General features: G+C 72.8%; 17 protein-coding genes. 5 read left to right on the forward strand and 12 right to left on the reverse strand.

Going from position 1 to position 17,627, the window contains the following annotated elements; genetic code table 11:
- The first annotated feature begins 126 nt into the window (after positions 1-126).
- From ACGFRF_RS26250 to ACGFRF_RS26260, 3 genes are all read left to right on the forward strand, one after another.
- On the forward strand, positions 127-1,380 hold the full coding sequence (locus ACGFRF_RS26250) for an aromatic acid exporter family protein (protein ID WP_393743893.1): 1,254 nt from the start codon (positions 127-129) through the stop codon (positions 1,378-1,380).
- 46 nt (positions 1,381-1,426) lie between these two features.
- Positions 1,427-2,515: a hypothetical protein gene (locus ACGFRF_RS26255; RefSeq protein WP_393743895.1), complete on the forward strand. Its 1,089-nt coding sequence runs from the start codon at positions 1,427-1,429 to the stop codon at positions 2,513-2,515.
- A gap of 145 nt (positions 2,516-2,660) precedes the next feature.
- Positions 2,661-3,902 carry a lactonase family protein gene (locus ACGFRF_RS26260; protein WP_393743897.1) on the forward strand — a complete coding sequence of 414 codons (1,242 nt, stop codon included), beginning with the start codon at positions 2,661-2,663 and terminating at the stop codon, positions 3,900-3,902.
- On the opposite strand, the gene ACGFRF_RS26265 is transcribed toward ACGFRF_RS26260, so the two are convergent.
- Together ACGFRF_RS26265 and ACGFRF_RS26270 are read right to left on the reverse strand one after the other, a co-directional pair.
- Positions 3,870-4,595, reverse strand: a complete 726-nt coding sequence (locus tag ACGFRF_RS26265) for a DUF2470 domain-containing protein (RefSeq protein ID WP_393743899.1) — start codon at positions 4,593-4,595, stop codon at positions 3,870-3,872. The two genes, ACGFRF_RS26260 and ACGFRF_RS26265, sit on opposite strands and share 33 nt — an antisense overlap.
- Positions 4,596-4,697: 102 nt before the next feature.
- A complete protein-coding gene (locus ACGFRF_RS26270; protein WP_393743900.1) occupies positions 4,698-5,303 on the reverse strand; it encodes a TetR/AcrR family transcriptional regulator in 606 nt (201 codons plus the stop codon).
- A 121-nt stretch (positions 5,304-5,424) separates the two neighbouring features.
- Between ACGFRF_RS26270 and ACGFRF_RS26275 the strand changes: the two genes are divergently transcribed.
- A complete protein-coding gene (locus tag ACGFRF_RS26275; RefSeq protein WP_393743902.1) occupies positions 5,425-7,119 on the forward strand; it encodes a cytochrome P450 in 1,695 nt (564 codons plus the stop codon).
- On the opposite strand, the gene ACGFRF_RS26280 is transcribed toward ACGFRF_RS26275, so the two are convergent.
- A complete protein-coding gene (locus ACGFRF_RS26280; RefSeq protein WP_393743904.1) occupies positions 7,081-7,935 on the reverse strand; it encodes a pentapeptide repeat-containing protein in 855 nt (284 codons plus the stop codon). The two genes, ACGFRF_RS26275 and ACGFRF_RS26280, sit on opposite strands and share 39 nt — an antisense overlap.
- A gap of 174 nt (positions 7,936-8,109) precedes the next feature.
- Here ACGFRF_RS26280 and ACGFRF_RS26285 point away from each other — a divergent pair, with 174 nt between their 5' ends.
- Positions 8,110-8,415, forward strand: a complete 306-nt coding sequence (locus ACGFRF_RS26285) for a hypothetical protein (RefSeq protein ID WP_393743906.1) — start codon at positions 8,110-8,112, stop codon at positions 8,413-8,415.
- 9 nt (positions 8,416-8,424) lie between these two features.
- Here the strand turns inward: ACGFRF_RS26285 and ACGFRF_RS26290 are convergent, their stop codons facing one another.
- The 9 genes from ACGFRF_RS26290 to ACGFRF_RS26330 all read right to left on the reverse strand — a co-directional run bounded on the left by ACGFRF_RS26290 (position 8,425) and on the right by ACGFRF_RS26330 (position 17,349).
- The gene (locus tag ACGFRF_RS26290) at positions 8,425-9,168 is read right to left on the reverse strand and encodes a PIG-L deacetylase family protein (RefSeq protein WP_393743908.1); all 744 of its coding nucleotides are present in this window, start codon (positions 9,166-9,168) and stop codon (positions 8,425-8,427) included.
- Positions 9,169-9,264: 96 nt separating this feature from the next.
- On the reverse strand, positions 9,265-10,566 hold the full coding sequence (locus ACGFRF_RS26295) for an alpha/beta fold hydrolase (RefSeq protein WP_393743910.1): 1,302 nt from the start codon (positions 10,564-10,566) through the stop codon (positions 9,265-9,267).
- A gap of 98 nt (positions 10,567-10,664) precedes the next feature.
- On the reverse strand, positions 10,665-11,690 hold the full coding sequence (locus ACGFRF_RS26300) for a LacI family DNA-binding transcriptional regulator (protein WP_393743912.1): 1,026 nt from the start codon (positions 11,688-11,690) through the stop codon (positions 10,665-10,667).
- 79 nt (positions 11,691-11,769) lie between these two features.
- Complete coding sequence (locus ACGFRF_RS26305; RefSeq protein ID WP_393743914.1) at positions 11,770-12,318, reverse strand: BNR-4 repeat-containing protein; 549 nt, start codon at positions 12,316-12,318, stop codon at positions 11,770-11,772.
- A gap of 16 nt (positions 12,319-12,334) precedes the next feature.
- On the reverse strand, positions 12,335-12,655 hold the full coding sequence (locus tag ACGFRF_RS26310; protein ID WP_393743916.1) for an L-rhamnose mutarotase: 321 nt from the start codon (positions 12,653-12,655) through the stop codon (positions 12,335-12,337).
- A gap of 32 nt (positions 12,656-12,687) precedes the next feature.
- On the reverse strand, positions 12,688-13,770 hold the full coding sequence (rhaS, locus tag ACGFRF_RS26315; RefSeq protein ID WP_393743918.1) for a rhamnose ABC transporter substrate-binding protein: 1,083 nt from the start codon (positions 13,768-13,770) through the stop codon (positions 12,688-12,690).
- Positions 13,771-13,800: 30 nt separating this feature from the next.
- Positions 13,801-14,802: an ABC transporter permease gene (locus ACGFRF_RS26320; RefSeq protein WP_393743920.1), complete on the reverse strand. Its 1,002-nt coding sequence runs from the start codon at positions 14,800-14,802 to the stop codon at positions 13,801-13,803.
- Entirely contained in the window at positions 14,795-15,835 is a 1,041-nt protein-coding gene (locus ACGFRF_RS26325; protein ID WP_393743922.1) for an ABC transporter permease, read from the reverse strand. The genes ACGFRF_RS26320 and ACGFRF_RS26325 overlap by 8 nt, the downstream gene beginning before the upstream one ends.
- Positions 15,832-17,349 (reverse strand): sugar ABC transporter ATP-binding protein, encoded by a 1,518-nt coding sequence (locus ACGFRF_RS26330; RefSeq protein WP_393743924.1) that lies wholly within the window; start codon positions 17,347-17,349, stop codon positions 15,832-15,834. Before ACGFRF_RS26330 ends, ACGFRF_RS26325 begins: the two co-directional genes overlap by 4 nt.
- Positions 17,350-17,627: the final 278 nt, after the last annotated feature.

Raw genomic sequence — 17,627 nt, forward strand, 5'->3', positions numbered from 1 at the left:
GTGCCCGGGAACCGTTTCCGGCCATGAAGGCGCCCCCTTCGCACACCGCCCGCGATCCTTTACGGACAGAAACAGGCCTCGATCGGCCACGTTCGATGCACCCCATGAGCGGGAACAGGCCAAGGGATGCACGACGTACAGAAGTGGAGCTCAGGACTGCTGCGCCTGGTGGAGCGACATCGGGAGCCGGTGGTCGTCCAGACGCTGCGGTCGGCAGCGGCGGCGACGGTCGCCTACGTCATCGCCCTGCGCCTCAGTCCGGAACCGGCCCCCCTGACCGCACCTCTGACCGCTCTGCTGGTCGTCCAGGTGACCTTCTTCGCCACGCTCACCAACGGCATCCGCCGGGTGAACGCGGTGGTGGCCGGCGTACTGGTCGCCATCGCCTTCAGCGTGCTGGTGGGACTGACCTGGTGGAGCCTCGCACTGCTGATCGTGGCCGCGCTCGCCGTGGGGCATCTGGTGCGGGTCGACGAGTACGTGGCCGAGGTGGCGATCAGCGCCATGCTGGTGCTCGGCGTGACCACCGTCGGGTTCACCGCGTGGGCGCGGATCGTGGAGACGCTGATCGGAGCGGTCGTCGGGACGGCCTGCAACCTGCTGCTCCCGCCACCGGTGTGGGTGGACGAGGCGGGCCGGTCGATCGAGGACCTGGCACGGCGGGTACGGCAGTTGATGCTGCGGATGGGCGAGGAGGCCGCGGGCCGGATCCCCTGGCAGCAGGCGGCCGAGCGGCTGCACGAGGCACGCCGGCTGGACCACGACATCGTCCGGGTGGACGCGGCGCTGCGCCAGGCCGAGGACAGCCTGCGGCTCAATCCGCGGGTGAAGGAGGGCCTGCTGCACCGGGTGGTGCTGCGCACGGGCCTGGACACCCTGGAGATCTGCACGGTGGTCCTGCGGGTGCTGGCCCGTTCGTTCACGGACCTGGCGAAGGCCCGCGGCTCCCAGGAGCTGTTCCCGCACCGGGTCGGGGAGACCGTGGAGCAGCTGCTTTCGGAGATCGCCGACGCGGTGGTCAGCTTCGCCGTCCTCGTGACCACCCATCTGAGCGAGAACGCCGAGTCGGCCGAGGCCCGGCTCACGGCCGAGCTGCACACGGCGGCCGGCACCCGTGACCGGCTGGCCGAGCAGCTCCAGGAGGAGATCAGCAAGGACTGGGCGAACTGGCAGCTGATGGGCGCGGTGCTGACCGAGGCGAACCGGATCATCGACGAGCTGAACACCGAGCACCGCACCCGCCGCCTGCTGGAGGAGCTGGACCGGGTCTCCCGGGAGCAGCGGACGAAGCTGCCGCGGATGACCCGGTTGCGTGAGCGCCTCGGCGTCCAGGAGGAGCTGTGGCGGAACCGTACGGGGTTCGGCGAGCGTTCTCGGTGAGGAAGGTGCCGGAACGGGTCGGCACGGGACGTGAGGGGGCGGTCGCATGGCCGGCGCGGCGGTACGGATCGACGGGAACACCCTGCGGCTGCCGGGCGGTGCGGCGGTGCGGTTCGTCCGCACGCTGCGGCTGCCGGAGACGGGCACGCATCCGCTGCCGCCGGGGCTGGGCGAGTTCCCCGTCCGGCGGGTCGCCGACCACGCCGACACGGTCCCCGAGGAGTGGCGGGCGCGCGGTGGCGTGATGCTGCCGGTGTATCTCCGCGAGGCGATGTGGCTGAGTTTCACCGGTACGACGGAGCCGGCCGCGCTCCAGGTCGGGGTGGGCAAGGTGTGCGCGGTGTCCGGCGAGCCGTGGAGCGGCCGGCTCTCCCGGCGCCCGCAGAACTACGTGGTGCTGCCCCGCCAGCCCTGGCTGGACGGCATCAACTCCGGCAAGGGCACCGTCCGCCAGTTCGTCGCCGTACCGCTCGGCCTGGGCGCGACCGTGGAGGGGCAGGTCACCGGCGAGGAGGTGTGGGGCGGCGTCCAGCTGCAGGCGTTCCCGCTCCGGGCGGACGCGCTGGCCGAGTGGCGGCGCCAGGAGCAGGAGCGGCTGGAGCGGGAGCGGCAGGCCCGGACCCACGCGACCAGCGGGTACGGCGGGTACGGCGCGGCCCCGCAGATGATGGCCGCCCCCGGCACGGCGATGCCGCCGCCCTCGGCTCCCGGCGCGGCACCGCGGGCGCCGGGTGCGGCACCCCGGCGGCAGGCCGCGGCCATGGGCCTGGGCGTCGGTGGCTCGATGCGGCAGGAGGTCTACCAGGACGACCGGCCGCTCACGGACTGGTCCGAGGAGCCCGCCGGGCGGGTGTTCGTGCACCTGGTCACGCCCCCGGAGTGGCGCCGCATCACCGGCGAGGCGCCTCCGCCGTCCCCGGTGGACCGGGCGGCGTACACGCGGGCGGGACTCCCCTGGTACGACTACTACGACGCGGACGCCGAGGACCTCGCCCCCACCGACGCCCTGCGGACGGTCAAGCCGGTCGGTGACTGGCTCGGGGACGATCCGGACCCGTGGCAGGCGCCGTCCGCCGGCCAGGTGACCCCGCTGAAGGACGCGCCGGGCGAACCGGTCGAGGACGGAGACTGGTAGGCCCATCGGGCCGCACCCGCCTGGTCGCACGGCCGCATCCCGACTGGTTGCACGCGGCACAGGGCGTTGTCCGGCTTGCCCTCGGCGGCGGGCACAGGCCAAGGTGGCTGTCACGACCGGGGCAACCGACGACCTGAGGTGCGGCATGGACACGGAGGCACGGGCGGCGCGCTCCAGCTCAGCCCTGCTCACGGGGAGGAGCGGGGAGCCGGGAGCAGGCTGGACCAGGCGCCGGCTCCTCGGAGCGGCGGCCGGCACGGCGGCCGTCGTGGTGGTGCCGAACCCGGCGGCCCCGTCGGGGGACATGCCGCCCGCGGAGCGCGAGCCGAGGGCCGCCGTACCGCCGCGGAAGCCGTCCGGGCCCCGCCCGCTGTACGTGGGCACCTACACCTCCGTCGACGGCGGCGGCACCGGCATCGGCCTGGCCGCGTACGACCCGGCGACGGGCCGGATCACCGGTTCGGGCACGCTCATCGGGGTCCCCGACCCGTCCTACCTCGCCGTGCACCCGGACGGCCGGACGCTGTACGCGGTGGACGAGCGGCCGGACGGCGGCGTGACGGCCGTACGCCTCGCGGACCGGCGGGTCCTCGGCACCCGGAGCACGGGCGGCGCGGGCCCCTGCCACCTGTCGGTGCATCCCACCGGGCGCTGGCTGCTCAGCGCCGACTACGGATCGGGCAGCGTCGCCGTGCACCCGATCGACGCCTCGGGCGCCCTGGGTGAGCGCACGGATCTGGTCACGCACACCTCCCCGGCACCCGGTCCGGGTCAACAGGGCCCGCACGCCCACCAGTTCCTCACCAGCCCGGACGGCGGTCACGTCCTCGCCGTCGACCTCGGCACCGACACGGTCTACACCTACCGGCTCGACCGGTCCCGGGGCACGCTCACAGAGGTGGCGCAGGCGCACACCCGGCCCGGCGCGGGACCGCGCCATCTGACCTTCCATCCGGGCGGCCGGTACGCCTATCTGGCCAACGAGGTCGACGACACGGTCGCCGTCTGCGGCTACGAGCCCAGGACCGGCCGTCTGACGATCGGGGAGCCGCAGGAGACGGGTTCGGGCGGCGGCACCAACTATCCGGCACAGATCCTGGTGACGGCGAACGGCGCGTACGCCTTCCTGGCCAACCGGGGTCACAACAGCCTGGCCAGGTACGCCGTCGAGGCCGGCGGGGCCCGGTTGCGGCTGCTGGGCACGGTGCCGGTGGGCGGGGACTTCCCCCGGCAGATCGCGTTCTCGCCCGACGGCCGGCTGCTGTTCGCGGCGAACCAGCGCTCCGGGACGGTCAGCGTCTTTCACGTGGACACGGACAGCGGAGAACTCCGCGCGGCCGGCGAGCCGTTCGCCTCACCCGTCGCCGTCTGCGCGCTGCCGCTGTAGCGCACGGGGGCAGGCGGCGGCGCCGGCCTGCGTCAGCAGGACGTGCATGCGCTCGGCGAGCTGGGCGACGTCGTCGGCGGGCGCGTGGAAAGGCAGCCGTACGTCGCCGTGGGCGCGGGCGCGTTCGATGCGCAGGGTCAGCCCGTGCCGGTCGACGGCGAGGGGTGCCACCCGGGTCGCGGCGTGCAGGCTCTCCGGCCGGACCAGCCGGGTGAGCCGCTCCACGGCGTCCGGGTGGGCGTCGGCGAGGTGGGTGAGCAACTGGGACTCGGCGCCGGTGAGGGGGTCCGGCCGGGCGGCGGTGAACTCGTCGAGGTCGACGACGACGGCCCCGGCGGACTGCCGCAGCACGACGCGGGTGGGCCGGAAGAGCAGGGAGCCGTCGGTCGCGGCGAACCAGCCGGCGAGACACAGCCGCGCACGGATGCGGCCGCGCACCGGGACGGGAGCCACGTCGGCGAACTCCAGCACGGCCGAGGGCTCCTGGCGGGGCGCGCGGACGGCCGCCGTGAGCAGGGCGCTGTCGTCGGGCACCGTCAGCCGCACCGCTCCGTCGTCGGTGACGGTGTGCGCGCCGACGTACTCCTCGCGTACGCCGTCCGCGGTCACCGCGCACGACCACGCTGCGGCCAGCACCGACCGTGCCCGTTCCGCCGCGGCGGGTGCGGCCGTCCAGTCCTGCGTGTCACCCATCCCGAGACCTCCTTAGGTAAACCTTGCCTAACTTATCGGAGATCGGTGTGCGCGCCAACCAGGCCCCCACCACCCGAAGGCAGGGTCGCGGCGAGCCGAAGGTCAGGCGATGACACCCAGCAGCGCGCGGGCGCACAGGTCCCGCACCTGATCGCGGGTCAACTCGCCCCCGCGCAGCCACTCCAGGCACACGGCCGTGGTGAAGGCGAGCCAGCCGCGCACGGCCAGGCGGATCTGCGGGGCGTCCCCGAAGGCGGGTCCGAACTCCGGGTCGGCCGCGAGCGCGGCCAGGATCTGCCGCTCCTGGGAGGCCAGCGCCCTCCTGTAGACACGGCGTACGGCCTGGTCACCGGCCGCGTCGGCCCGGTGGAAGGCGCGGAAGCCGTGGGCGTGGGCCTCGACATAGCCGAGGTAGGTGTCGAGGCCGGCGGTGAGCTGCTCACGGACCCGGATCCCGGGCACGGCCGCCGTCATGCGGAGCATCCGCTCGCTCTCGCGCTCCACGACCGCGGCGAAGAAGTCCCGCTTGGTCGGGAAGTAGTGGTACAGCAGCCCGCGGGAGACCCCGGCGATCTCGGCGACCTGCTCGATCCACACCTCGTCGTAGGGGCTCTCCGAGAACAGCTTCGCGCCGACCGACAGCAGCTGTGCACGCCGCTCCTCGGTGCTGAGTCTGCGCCGGGCGCGCTCCCCCTGGTTCGCGGGCATGGCGTCACATTACTTGACGCCGGTTCAACAGGCGTCCCACACTGAGAACGGTTATTGAACTCACGTACAACACGCGCGCGTCGCAGGTTCAACGGTCCGCTGGATCAAGGGAGATCGCGTCATGGCGGAGACGACGGAGACCGGACTGCCGAAGGGTTTCCGGAGCGCCGAGCAGGGCTGGCCCGAGCTGCACCGCATCCCGCACCCGCCGCGCCGACTGCCGCTGCTCGGGGATGTGCTCGGCGTCGACCGGCGCAGGCCGCTGCAGGACTCCATGCGCTTCGCGCGCGAGCTGGGCCCGGTCTTCCGGCGCCGGGTCTTCGGCAAGGAGTTCGTGTTCGTGTGGGGGGCGCCGCTCGTCGCGGACCTCGCGGACGAGTCCCGGTTCGCCAAGCACGTCGGGCTGGGGGTGGCCAATCTGCGGCCGGTCGCCGGGGACGGCCTGTTCACCGCCTACAACCACGAGCCGAACTGGCAGCTGGCGCACGACGTGCTGGCGCCCGGGTTCAGCCGGGAGGCCATGGAGGGCTACCACGGGATGATGCTGGCGGTCGCCGGCCGGCTGACCGACCACTGGGACCGGCAGGCCGCGGCCGGACGCGCGGTGGACGTGCCCGGGGACATGACCAAGCTGACCCTGGAGACGATCGCGCGGACCGGTTTCGGGCACGACTTCGGCTCCTTCGAGCGGGACCGGCCGCACCCGTTCGTCACGGCGATGGTCGGCACGCTCACCTACGCGCAGCGGCTGAACAGCGTGCCCGGGCCGCTGGCCCCGCTGCTGCTGCGCGCCGCCGCCCGGCGCAACGCGGCCGACATGGCGTACCTGGACCGCACGGTCGACGACCTGGTCGCGGCCCGGCGCCGGTCCGGCGGCGGCGACGGGGACCTGCTGGACCGCATGCTGGAGACGGTCCACCCGGCGACCGGCGAGAAGCTGTCCGCGGAGAACGTCCGCAAGCAGGTGATCACGTTCCTGGTGGCAGGCCACGAGACCACCTCTGGCGCGCTCTCCTTCGCCCTGTACCACCTCGCCCGGCACCCGGAGGTCGCCGCCCGGGCCCGCGCCGAGGTGGACCGGGTCTGGGGCGACACGCCACGGCCCGGCTACGACCGGATCGCCAAGCTGCGGTACGTCCGCCGGGTGCTCGACGAGTCGCTGAGGCTGTGGCCGACCGCGCCGGCCTTCGCCCGGGAGGCCCGGCACGACACCGTGCTCGCCGGGGACCATCCGATGCGCCGGGGCGCGTGGGCGCTGGTGCTGACGCCGATGCTGCACCGCGACCCGGCGGTGTGGGGCGAGGACGCCGAGCGGTTCGACCCGGACCGGTTCGACGCGGGGGCGGTCCGGGCCCGGCCGCCGCACACCTTCAAGCCGTTCGGCACCGGAGTGCGGGCCTGCATCGGCCGCCAGTTCGCGCTGCACGAGGCGACCCTGGTCCTCGGCCTGCTGCTGCGCCGCTACGAGCTGCGGACCGACCCCGCCTACCGGCTGACCGTCACCGAGCGGCTGACGCTGATGCCTGAGGCACTGCGCATGCGGCTGGAACGGCGGCCGGCACCGGCCACCGGGTCGCATCCGGTGGCCGGACCGGCGCCGGAAGCGGTCGCGGGGCCGGCGCAGGGACGTGTGCCGGAAGACGTCGCGGACGCGGCCGGTCGCTGCCCGGCGCACGAGGCGGACGGACAGGTGCAGGACGGCGCCGCGCGGCCCGCCGGTCGCCGCCCCGCCCGAGGAGCTGCCGTACCGGTCACGGTCCCGGACGGCGCCCCCGGATCAGCTGCCGGCTGTCCAGTGCACCGGTCGGGTGACTGACTCGGGCAGCTTGGTGCCGGCACTGCCCCGGGCCGCGGTGAGCTGCGGCTGGGTGAGGAAGAAGGCACCGGTGAGGTCCGCGTCGGTCAGGTCGGCGCCCCGCAGATCGGCGCCGATCAGGTCCGCGCCGCGCAGGTCGGCCCCGGTGAGATCGGCGCCGATCAAGTAGGCACCGCGCAGGCTCGCCCCGCGCAGGTCGGCGCCCTTGAGGCGGGCCCCGATGAGATCCGCGCCCCGGCGGTCCTTGCCGCCGCCCTTGCCGCCCTTGCCGCCCTTCCCGGCGACGCCGGCCCGGGCCAGCTCGCTGGTGCGCAGCAGGAGCACATTGACCTCCTGCCGGTGTGCGGCCACGTCCAGCGCGGCCAGCTCCTGGGGGGTCTGCCGGGTGAGCCGCTCGGTCCGCTCCAGGGCACGCCGCAGATCGGCGTGGACGGGCCGGGCGGCGGACAGGCCGAGCGCTTCGTTCAGGTACCACAGCAGCTCGTGCAGCTGGCGTACGACCGGGAACACGTCCAGCATCTGCCGCGCGTGCTCCTTCGTTCCCGTACGCCAGTCCTGCCCGCCGAAGGTGACCTGCGAGACCTTCTGACCGGCGCCGAAGCAGTCGTAGACCGTGCAGCCGGTGAAGCCCTTCTCCCGCAGGTCGGCGTGGATGCCGCAGCGGTGGTCGCCCCGCAGGTTCGGGCAGGGCTTGCCCGCGGGCTTGTCCAGCGCGAAGTCGGTGGAGCGGGCGAAGGGCAGGGCGACACAGCACAGCCCGAAGCACTGGGCGCAGTCGCCGCGCAGGTCGGAGGGGTCAGCTATCTGGTCCGGCATGGGGCCCAGCCTACTGACCTGGGAAACCGCCCGGTCCGCCGCTGCCCTGGGCCACCCCTTCGACCGCCTTGAGCAGCAGGCCCCAGCCGTCCTCGCCGCCCCAGGTGCCGCGCGGCCCGGGAGTACGACTGCTGCCTCGTCACGACGTCGAGTGCGGTGGCGAGCCGTTGGGCGATGAGGGCACGCAGCGGGAGCGGCGCCGAGCGAGGCGAGGCGGGCGGCCCGCAACGGCTGATCCGCGGCGACCGGCACGGCAACGTCGGCGAGGTCGTCCGATGGCCTGCTCGCCACCTCCGCGAACCGTTCGAGCCGCGCGATCTCCTCGCGCAACCGCCGCTATCGGTCCCGCAGCCGGTGCGGAGCGTCGTCCTGCGGGTCCCGCAGGACGACGGCGATCCCGCCGAGCGGGAAGCGCAGTTCGCGGGAGCAGAGGAGCTGCTGACGCGCGGCCCGCCGTCCGGGCGGACGACGGGAGTCTGACGACAGGACCTAGCGGCTGAACAGTTCGAAGGTCACCGCCGGCCGGCCGGCGAAGCGTTCGGCGGCGGTGGTGGTCTGCGCGGTCAGGAAGTCGCGGACGTACGCGTCCGGGTCGTCGTCGGTCAACGCCTCGATGTACGTGCGGTGTTCGAGCAGCGAGCGCACCGCCCGCTCCAGGCCGGGTGTGGCGTCGACGGCGTGGGTGGGGTGCGCGGAGGCGGCGACGGCCACCCAGCGGACGCCGTTCCAGGGTTCCAGGCCCTGCTCGGTGAGTTCGGGGAAGATCCAGCGGTTGCCGGCGTCGGCGGCGGCGTCCAGGGTGGCCCGGCCGACGGCGACGTGGTCGGGGGTGTTCCAGGCGACACCGCCCCAGGTGTCGCGGTGGTTGAGGGTGACGACGAGTTCGGGTCGGTGGCGGCGGATCGCGGCGGCGATGTCCCGGCGCAGCGCGGGGCCGTACTCGATCACGCCGTCGCGGTGGTCGAGGAACTCCACCGCGCTGACGCCGACGGCGGCCGCACTGGCCCGCTGCTCGCGCTCGCGCAGCGGGCCGCAGGTGGCGGGGTCGAGGGTGTCGATGCCGGCCTCGCCGCGGGTGGCCAGCACATAGGTGACCTCGCGGCCGGCGTCGGTCCAGGCCGCGACGGCCGCCGAGCAGCCGTACTCCAGGTCGTCGGGGTGCGCCACCACGGCCAGGGCGCGCTGCCAGTCGCCGGGCAGGGGCTCGAGTTCGGTGATCTTCGCCTCCGTCATGGGCGGCACCCTATGCCGTCCTGCCCCGTCCGTGACTCGTTGCGGCGCACCCGGCACCTGAGGCGTGGTCCGCGGGGTCGGGCGTGGCGCGTCACGTCAGACCTCGTCGCGGGCCAGCGCCAGCAGCCGGTCCAGTACCCGGGGCGCGCCGGCGCGCAGGCCGTCGTGCTCGAACTCGTCGGTGACCCAGGTGCGCAGACCGCGGATCGCGCGGGCGGTCTGCAGGGAGTGGGCGGTGTCGACGTACATGTCGTCGTGGTAGACGGCGGCGGCGACCGGGACCTCGTTGGCGGCGAGGCGGGCGGGGTCGTACAGCGGGCGCCAGTCGGTGCGGGCGGCGAGCAGTTCGGCCGTCTCGCGCAGCGGGCGCAGGGCCGGGTCGCTGTCGAACATCCAGGGGTGGATCGTCTCGCCGGTGAACAGGACCGGGGCGTCGCCCGCGAGCGCCTTCGCCGCGTCGAACTGCGGGAACTCGGCGCGGACGCGCTCGGCGGCCCAGGCGGTGGGGCGGGCGTCCTGGCCGTAGATCGCCTCGTGGACGAGCGCGTAGAGGGGGTGGCCGGCGTACGACAGCAGGGCCTGCGCCTGCTCCTGGAAGGCGTCGGAGAGGTCGAAGCCGCCGGGGGTGCGCACGAAGGCGTCCTCCAGCAGGTGGTGCAGGCGGTGACTGCCGTCGCCCGCGCCGAGCATGAGGCCCAGGGACTGGAAGGCCTCCACGGTGAAGCGGTAGCCGTTCGGCAGGACCACGTCGTGGGTGAGGAGGTGGTCGGCGATGCGGCGGGCCCGTTCGACGTCCTGCGGATAGCGGGCGTAGTGCGCGGTGACCTTGCGTTCGACGCGCGGGTAGGCGGCGCGGTAGACGTCGTCGGCGTGGGCGTGCAGGGAGGGCAGCCCGCCGGTGATCACGGCGGTGTCCAGGCCCTCGGGGGCGACGGAGAGGTACGACACCGTGCAGAAACCGCCGAAGCTCTGGCCGAGCACGGTCCACGGGGCGCCGCCGGTGACCTGGGGGCGGATGGTCTCGCAGTCGCGGACGATGGAGTCGGCGCGGAAGCGGGTGAGGTAGTCGGCCTGCTCGGCGGGGCCGCCGCGCAGCGGGAGCGTCTGCCGGGTGGCGGGCGTGGAGCTGCCGGTGCCGCGCTGGTCGAGCAGCAGGACGCGGTAGTCCTTCAGGGCCCGGTCGAGCCAGGCCTGACGTCCGACGAAACGATTCGCCCCGAAGCCGGGCCCGCCCTGCAGGTACAGCAGCCAGGGCAGGTCCTGCCCGGCCTTGTCGCTCGCGACCGCCTCGCGGGCATACAGCTCGATGGTCTCGCCGCCCGGGTCGGCGTGGTCGAGGGGCACGGTGAAGCGGCGGTCGGTGAGGACGACGCCGGGCTGGCGGTAGCTGAGACTCAACGGGGCTCCCGGGACGGACGGTATGGACGCGTCCCAGTTCAGCACATGACCGGGTGCGGGCCGGCCTCCGGGATCATCGATTGTTACTGAACTCCCGGTCAGCGGGCGGCGAGGCTGGAGCGGCGCACCACCAGCTCCGGCTGGAGCACCACCCGGCGGTGCTCGTGCGTCCGCCTGCCGTCGTCCTGCTCGGTCTCCTCCAGCAGCAGCTCGGCGGCGAGGGCGCCCATGGTGACGGCGGGCTGCCGTACCGAGGTGAGGGGTACGGCGGCCGCGGCGGCGAACTCGATGTCGTCGTAGCCGACGATCGCGAGGTCGTCCGGGACCGTGACACCGGCCGCGTACATGGCCTGCAGGACGCCGAGGGCGAGCAGGTCGTTGGCGCAGAACACGGCGGTGGGGCGGTCGGCGAGGCCGAGCAGGCGGGCGCCCGCGTCGCGGCCCGCGGCCACGTCGAGACGCTCGGTGGGCAACTCGCGCAGCGCGTCGGGGCCGAGCCCCGCTTCGGCGAGTGCGTTGAGCGCGCCGGTACGGCGGTCACGGACCTGGTTGAGTCCGGGCGGGCCGCTGACGTAGGCCAGGGAGCGGTGCCCGGCGTCCACCAGATGGCGGACCGCGAGGGCACCGCCCGCCACGTCGTCCACGGACACCGAGCACTCGGTGGCACCCTCGGCGACCCGGTCGACCAGCACGAACGGGATGCCGTGCCGGCGGAAGGCCGCGATGTTGTGCCCGGTGGCGTCGGCGGGGGTGAGCAGCACACCGCGCACCCGCTGTTCGGCGAAGAGGGACAGGTACTCGGCCTCCTCGGCCGCGTTCTGCGCGCTGTTGCAGACCATCACGCCGAGCCCCGCGTCCCGGGCCGCCCGTTCGGCGCCGCGCGCCACGTCCACGAAGAACGGGTTGCCCATGTCCAGGACGAGCAGGCCCATGATCCGGCTGCGGCCGGCGCGCAGTTGACGTGCGGACTCGCTGCGGACGTAGCCGAGCCGGTCGATCGCGGACAGCACCCGCGCGCGGGTCTCGCTCGCGACGGTGTCCGGGCGGTTGATGACGTTGGACACCGTGCCCACCGACACTCCGGCGGCGCGGGCGACGTCCTTGATACCCACCGACTGGGCCATCGGGCTTCAGACCTCCAGGGGGACGAGGGGCGGCGGGCGGGCCTTCACATTACCGGCACCGCCACCCGGGACAGACCGGTCAGGCAGGGAGTGCGAAGTCCCCGACGCGCGGCGCCGAGGGGGTCGTGAACCGCGAGGCGAGCGCGGGTCCGTCGAGGGTGGTCCGTAGGACGGCGGGGGTCCAGGCGGTGTCGGGGTGGGCAAGGGTTCCGGCGCCCGACTCGACGTGGAAGAAGCCGTCGTTGTGGGAATCCGTGTGCAGATGCAGGCGGCCGTCCGCCTTCGGGACGCCCGTGGAGATGACGTTGTGGGAGTCGTCGGCCTTGAGCCGGTGCGGCAGGGTGAGCGTCGACCGGGTGGGCGCACCGAGGGCGCGGCGGGCGACGACCGCGTTCCGGGTCGCCGTGTGCCGGACGCCGTACCGGTGCCCCTGGTGGGTCAGCAGAGTGTTCCTCCGGCAGGAGTTGTTCGTGACCAGGCCGTCGTAGGAGACGAAACGGACGGCCCGGGCGTCGAGCCGGGTGGCTCCCTTGCCGGTGCCCGAGGAGCCCGGGCCGGCCGCCCGCGCCGTTCCCGCGGCCGGCCCGGAGGCGGTGAGGACACCGGCCGGCACGGTGCGTCGTCTCATGATCGGCTCCGGGTGATCAGGCGAGGTGGAACACTTCGGTGAGCGGTTTCATGGCCTCGTCGGGCCGGGCGCCGTCCAGCGACTCGAAGAACGGCGCCATCTCCGCCTGCCACCGGGCGTTGACATCGGTGGCCTCCATGCCGGCCTGGGCGGCGGCGAAGTCCTCGGTCTCCAGGTAGCCGACGAGCAGGCCGTCCTCGCGCAGGAAGAGCGAGTAGTTGTGCCAGCCGGTCGCCTCCAGGGCGTCGAGCATCTCCGGCCAGACGGCGGCATGCCGCTCGCGGTACTCGTCGAGGCGGTCCGCCCTGACCTTCAGCAGGAAGCACACGCGCTGCATCAACGGCCCTCCAGGTAAGGGGACTCGGGTGATCAGAAGTTGAACTGGTCGATGTTCTTGGCGTCGAACACGGTCGGCTTACCGAGGCTGATGACGCCGTCCTTGCCGATGGTGTAGGTGGTGCCGCCGGCCTTGAAGGTCTCGCCCTCCTTGCCGGTGATCTGGCCGGAGACCAGCGCCACGGCCGTCTGCGCGGCCAGTGCGCCGAGCTTCGACGGGTCCCACAGCTCGAACGCGTCGACGGTGCCGTTCTTGATGTACTTGCGCATGTCGTTGGGGGTGCCGAGGCCGGACAGCTTGACCTTGCCCTTGTACTTGGAGCCCGACAGGTACTGCGCGGCCGCCTTGATGCCGACGGTGGTCGGGGAGATGATCCCCTTCAGGTTCGGGTACTCCTGGAGCAGGCCCTGGGTCTGCTGGAAGGACTGCTGGGCGTCGTCGTTGCCGTACGCGACCTTCACCAGCTTCATGTCCTTGTACTTCGGATCCTTGAGTTCGTCCTTCATGAACTCGATCCAGGTGTTCTGGTTGGTCGCGGTCTGTGCGGCCGACAGGATCGCGATCTCGCCCTTGTAGCCGATCTGCTTGGCGAGCAGCTGCACCTCGGTGCGGCCCAGGTCCTCGGCGGAGGCCTGCGAGACGAAGGCGTTGCGGCACTCGGGGTTGGTGTCGGAGTCGTAGGTGACGACCTTGATGTCGTTGCTGATGGCCTGCTTGAGCGCGGTGCACAGGGCGCCCGGGTCCTGCGCGGACACGGCCATGGCGTCGACCCGCTGCTGGGTGAGGGTGTTGACGTACGACACCTGGCCCGAGGTGTCGGTGGCGCTGGACGGGCCGACCTCCTTGTAGCTGGAGCCCAGTTCCTTCAGCGCGGCCTCGCCGCCCTTGTCGGCGGAGGTGAAGTACGGGTTGTTGACCTGCTTGGGCAGGAAGCCGACGGTGAGGCCCTTCTTGGTGGCCGCGCCGGGGTCGGCCTTGGCGCCGGAGGCGGCGGCGCCCGTGCTCTCGTTCTTCACGTCCTCCTTGGTGGTGCCGCCGCAGGCGGTGGCGGCGAGGCCGAGGGAGGTGACGGCGGCGAGGGCCGCACAGGCACGGCGGAGGGATGACTTGCGCATGGCGGGTCCTTTACGGAGGTGAGCGGGGTTTCAGGCCGTCGGAGTCGAGGCGGCGGCTCTGCGGCCCGCCCGTGCGACGGAGATCTGGCGTGCGACCCGGGGGCCGAGCACGGAGACGACGAGCAGGACGCCGGTGACGACGATCTGCGACTGGGCTGAGACGTCCTGGAGGCTCATCACGTTCTGCAGCGCGCCGAGCAGGAACACTCCCGCGACGGCGCCGCCGAGCGTGCCCTTGCCGCCGTCGAAGTCGATGCCGCCGAGCAGCACCGCGGCGATGACGGAGAGTTCGAGTCCGGTGGCGTTGTCGTAGCGGGCGCTGGCGTAGTGCAGGGCCCAGAAGACGCCGGTGAGGGAGGCCATCAGGCCGGTCAGGGTGAACAGGAGCAGCTTCTGCCGCTTGACGCGGATGCCGGCGAAGCGGGCGGCCTCCTCGCTGGCGCCGATCGCGAAGAGCGACCGTCCGAACGGGGTGGCGTGCAGGGCGACCACGGCGATGGCGAGCAGCACCAGGAAGGGCAGGAAGGCCTGCGGGAGGAAGCTGTCCCCGACCCGTCCGGCCGCGAAGTCCAGGTACTGCGTGGGGAAGTCGGTCACCGCGTCGGAGCCGAGCACGATCTGCGCGATGCCCCGGTAGGCGGCGAGGGTGCCGATGGTGACGGCGAGGGACGGCAGGCCGAGCCGGGTGACGAGCAGGCCGTTGACCAGCCCGCAGACGACACCGAGCAGCAGGCAGATCGGGATGATCGTCTCGATGGTCATGCCCTGGTTCCACAGGGCGCCCATCACCGCGCCGGACAGGCCGGCCGTGGAGGCGACCGACAGGTCGATCTCGCCGGCGACCACCAGCAGGGTCATCGGCAGGGCGATCAGCGCGATCGGCAGGGTGTTGCCGAGGAGGAAGGACAGGTTCAGCGCGTTGCCGAAGCCGTCCACGAAGGAGAAGGAGAACAGCAGCAGCACGATCAGGAGGGCGCCGACGACCGTGTCCCAGCGGATCGCGCGGCTCACCAGGGATCCGGACTCAGGCATGGCGGGCGTTCCTCTTCTTCAGGGCCGACGCCACCCGCAGCGCGACCACGCGGTCCACGGCGATGGCGAGGAGGAGCAGGATGCCGTTGATCGCGAGCACCCAGACGGAGCTGACGCCGAGGGCGGGCAGCACGCTGTTGATGGAGGTCAGCAGCAGCGCGCCGAGCGCGGCGCCGTAGACGCTGCCGGAGCCGCCGGTGAAGACCACGCCGCCGACGACGACCGCGCTGACGACGGTGAGTTCGTAGCCGTTGCCGGTGCCGGAGTCGACGTTGCCGAAGCGGGCCAGGTACATGGCTCCGGCGAGGCCGGCGAGGGCGCCGCAGAAGGTGTAGGCGACGAGGATCCGCTTGCGGACGGGGATGCCCGCCAAGCGGGCGGCCTCCGGGTTGGAGCCGAGCGCGTACAGCTCGCGTCCGCTGCCGAAGTGCTTGAGGTAGTAGGCGGTGGCGACCAGCACGGCGAGGGCGATCAGCGCCAGGTACGGCACGGCGGAGAGGCCGCCGGAGCCGAAGTCGACGAACCCGCCGGGCAGGTCGGCCGCGGTGATCTGGCGGGAGCCGACCCAGATGGAGTCGACGCCGCGGACGATGTACATCGTGCCGAGGGTGACGACCAGGGCCGGCACCTGGCCGAGGCTCACCAGCAGCCCGTTGAGCAGTCCGACGCCGATGCCGAGCAGCACCGCCAGCGCGATCGCGACGACCGGGTTGCCGCCGCCGTGGAGGTAGACGCCCGCGGCGAAGGCGGTGATGCCGAGCGTGGAGCCGACGGACAGGTCGACGTTCCTCGTGATCACCACCAGCGACTGGCCGGTGGCGACCAGCACCAGGATGGTCGCGTTCAGCAGCAGGTCCTTGATGCCCTGCTCGGAGAGGAACTCGCTGTTGCCGGCCTGGGTGACGGCGATCATCACCAGGAAGACGACGAGGATGGCGAGTTCGCGCATCTTGAAGACGCGGTCGACGAGCCGGGTGCCGCTGGACTTGGGCACCTCGGCGGCGGGGGCTTCGTTGGGGGTGGTCACCGTCATGCGGCGGCCCTCCCGGTGGCGGCTGCCATCACGGTTTCCTCGGTGGCGTCGGAGCGTGGGATCTCGGCGGTGAGCCGGCCCTCGTGCATCACGAGCACGCGGTCGGCCATGCCGAGGACCTCGGGCAGGTCGGAGGAGATCATCAAAACGGCCACGCCGTCGGCGGCCAGCTCGCTCAGCAACCGGTGCACCTCGGCCTTGGTGCCGACGTCGATGCCACGGGTCGGCTCGTCGACGATGAGCACCTTGGGGCCGGTGGCCAGCCACTTGGCGAGCACGACCTTCTGCTGGTTGCCGCCGGAGAGCGTGGAGACGGCGTCGGCGATCCGGGCGTACTTCACCTGGAGCTTGACGGCCCAGTCGAGGGAGCGGCTGCGCTCGGCGCCGCGGTCGATCAGGCCCGCCTTGACGGTCGTACGGAGTCCGGTGAGGCCGATGTTGCGCTCGATGGACATGTCCATCACCAGGCCCTGGGCGCGCCGGTCCTCGGGGACCAGGGCGAGGCCGGCGGCCATCGCGGTGGAGGGCGCGCCGTTGGTCAGCCTGCGCCCGTCGACCTCGACCTCGCCGGCGTCCCAGCGGTCGATGCCGAAGACCGCCCGGGCGACCTCGGTGCGGCCGGCGCCGACGAGTCCGGCGAGGCCGACGATCTCGCCGCGCCGGACCTCGAAGGAGACGTCGGTGAAGACGCCCTCCCGGGTGAGGCGGCGGACGCTGAGGGCGACCTCGCCCGGGGTGACGTCCTGCTTGGGGTAGAGCTCGTCGAGGTCACGGCCGACCATACGGCGGACCAGGTCGTCCTCGGTCATGCCGGCGAGGGGCTCGCTGGCGATCCAGGCGCCGTCGCGCAGGGTCGTCACCCGCTGGCAGATCTCGAAGATCTCCTCCAGGCGGTGCGAGATGAAGAGGACGGCCGCGCCCTGTTCGCGCAGGGTGCGCACCACTTTGAAGAGGCGGGCGACCTCGCTGCCGGTGAGGGCGGCGGTGGGCTCGTCCATGATCAGGACCCGGGCGTCGAACGACAGCGCCTTGGCGATCTCGACGATCTGCTGGTCGGCGATGGACAGTCCGCGTGCCGGGCGGTCCGGGTCGAGGTCGACCCCGAGCCGCGCCATCAGCGCGGCGGTCGCCGCGTGGGTGGCCTTGTGGTCGATCCGGCCGAAGGCGCGCCGGGGCCGGCGGCCCATGAAGATGTTCTCGGCGATCGAAAGGTCGGGGAAGAGCGTGGGCTCCTGGTAGATGACGGCGATACCCGCGTCGCGGGCGTCGCCGGGACCGTGGAAGACCACGGGTTCACCGTCGAGCAGCACCCGGCCGGCGTCCGGTCGGTGCACCCCCGCGAGGGTCTTGATCAGGGTCGACTTGCCCGCGCCGTTCTCCCCGGCGAGGGCGTGCACCTCGCCGGGGAACAGCTCCAGGGAGACGCCCCGCAGGGCGCGAACGGCGCCGAAGGACTTGGCTACGTCCCTGAGCGCCAGCACCGGGGCCGGTCCCTTGTCGGACGGCTGGGTCATGGGTGGCTCCTCGACGACGGCTGCGCAGCGGGCCCGTCGAGGGGCCGTCACAGCGCCGTGAAAGGTTTCAACTGGATTGCCGGGACGTTAGGCATGCCGGGCATGTCACGTCAATGGGTCCGTCTCGAAAAGTTTTCGATAGCCGAAGGTCACGCGCCGGTCACGAGAACCGGGCCCGGACGGGGGGGTTGACAGTCCTCCGGCGGCCTCATAGCTTCCCGTTCTGAATCGTTTCATCCGGAAGCCTTTCCGGAAGCCGTTCAGGATGTCCTTCCGGA

This window comes from Streptomyces sp. NPDC048521 (genome assembly GCF_043199855.1).
Taxonomy (GTDB): domain Bacteria; phylum Actinomycetota; class Actinomycetes; order Streptomycetales; family Streptomycetaceae; genus Streptomyces.

Bases quoted from the DNA above. Each gene is read 5' to 3' on its own strand.
- ACGFRF_RS26290 (WP_393743908.1), bottom strand. From the start codon at position 9,168: ATGACGGAGGCGAAGATCACCGAACTCGAGCCCCTGCCCGGCGACTGG.
- ACGFRF_RS26285 (WP_393743906.1), top strand. From the start codon at position 8,110: ATGAGGGCACGCAGCGGGAGCGGCGCCGAGCGAGGCGAGGCGGGCGGC.
- ACGFRF_RS26250 (WP_393743893.1), top strand. From the start codon at position 127: ATGCACGACGTACAGAAGTGGAGCTCAGGACTGCTGCGCCTGGTGGAG.
- ACGFRF_RS26325 (WP_393743922.1), bottom strand. From the start codon at position 15,835: ATGACGGTGACCACCCCCAACGAAGCCCCCGCCGCCGAGGTGCCCAAG.
- ACGFRF_RS26305 (WP_393743914.1), bottom strand. From the start codon at position 12,318: ATGAGACGACGCACCGTGCCGGCCGGTGTCCTCACCGCCTCCGGGCCG.
- ACGFRF_RS26265 (WP_393743899.1), bottom strand. From the start codon at position 4,595: ATGGGTGACACGCAGGACTGGACGGCCGCACCCGCCGCGGCGGAACGG.
- ACGFRF_RS26310 (WP_393743916.1), bottom strand. From the start codon at position 12,655: ATGCAGCGCGTGTGCTTCCTGCTGAAGGTCAGGGCGGACCGCCTCGAC.
- ACGFRF_RS26280 (WP_393743904.1), bottom strand. From the start codon at position 7,935: ATGCCGGACCAGATAGCTGACCCCTCCGACCTGCGCGGCGACTGCGCC.
- ACGFRF_RS26270 (WP_393743900.1), bottom strand. From the start codon at position 5,303: ATGCCCGCGAACCAGGGGGAGCGCGCCCGGCGCAGACTCAGCACCGAG.
- ACGFRF_RS26255 (WP_393743895.1), top strand. From the start codon at position 1,427: ATGGCCGGCGCGGCGGTACGGATCGACGGGAACACCCTGCGGCTGCCG.
- ACGFRF_RS26300 (WP_393743912.1), bottom strand. From the start codon at position 11,690: ATGGCCCAGTCGGTGGGTATCAAGGACGTCGCCCGCGCCGCCGGAGTG.
- ACGFRF_RS26320 (WP_393743920.1), bottom strand. From the start codon at position 14,802: ATGCCTGAGTCCGGATCCCTGGTGAGCCGCGCGATCCGCTGGGACACG.
- rhaS (WP_393743918.1), bottom strand. From the start codon at position 13,770: ATGCGCAAGTCATCCCTCCGCCGTGCCTGTGCGGCCCTCGCCGCCGTC.
- ACGFRF_RS26330 (WP_393743924.1), bottom strand. From the start codon at position 17,349: ATGACCCAGCCGTCCGACAAGGGACCGGCCCCGGTGCTGGCGCTCAGG.
- ACGFRF_RS26260 (WP_393743897.1), top strand. From the start codon at position 2,661: ATGGACACGGAGGCACGGGCGGCGCGCTCCAGCTCAGCCCTGCTCACG.
- ACGFRF_RS26275 (WP_393743902.1), top strand. From the start codon at position 5,425: ATGGCGGAGACGACGGAGACCGGACTGCCGAAGGGTTTCCGGAGCGCC.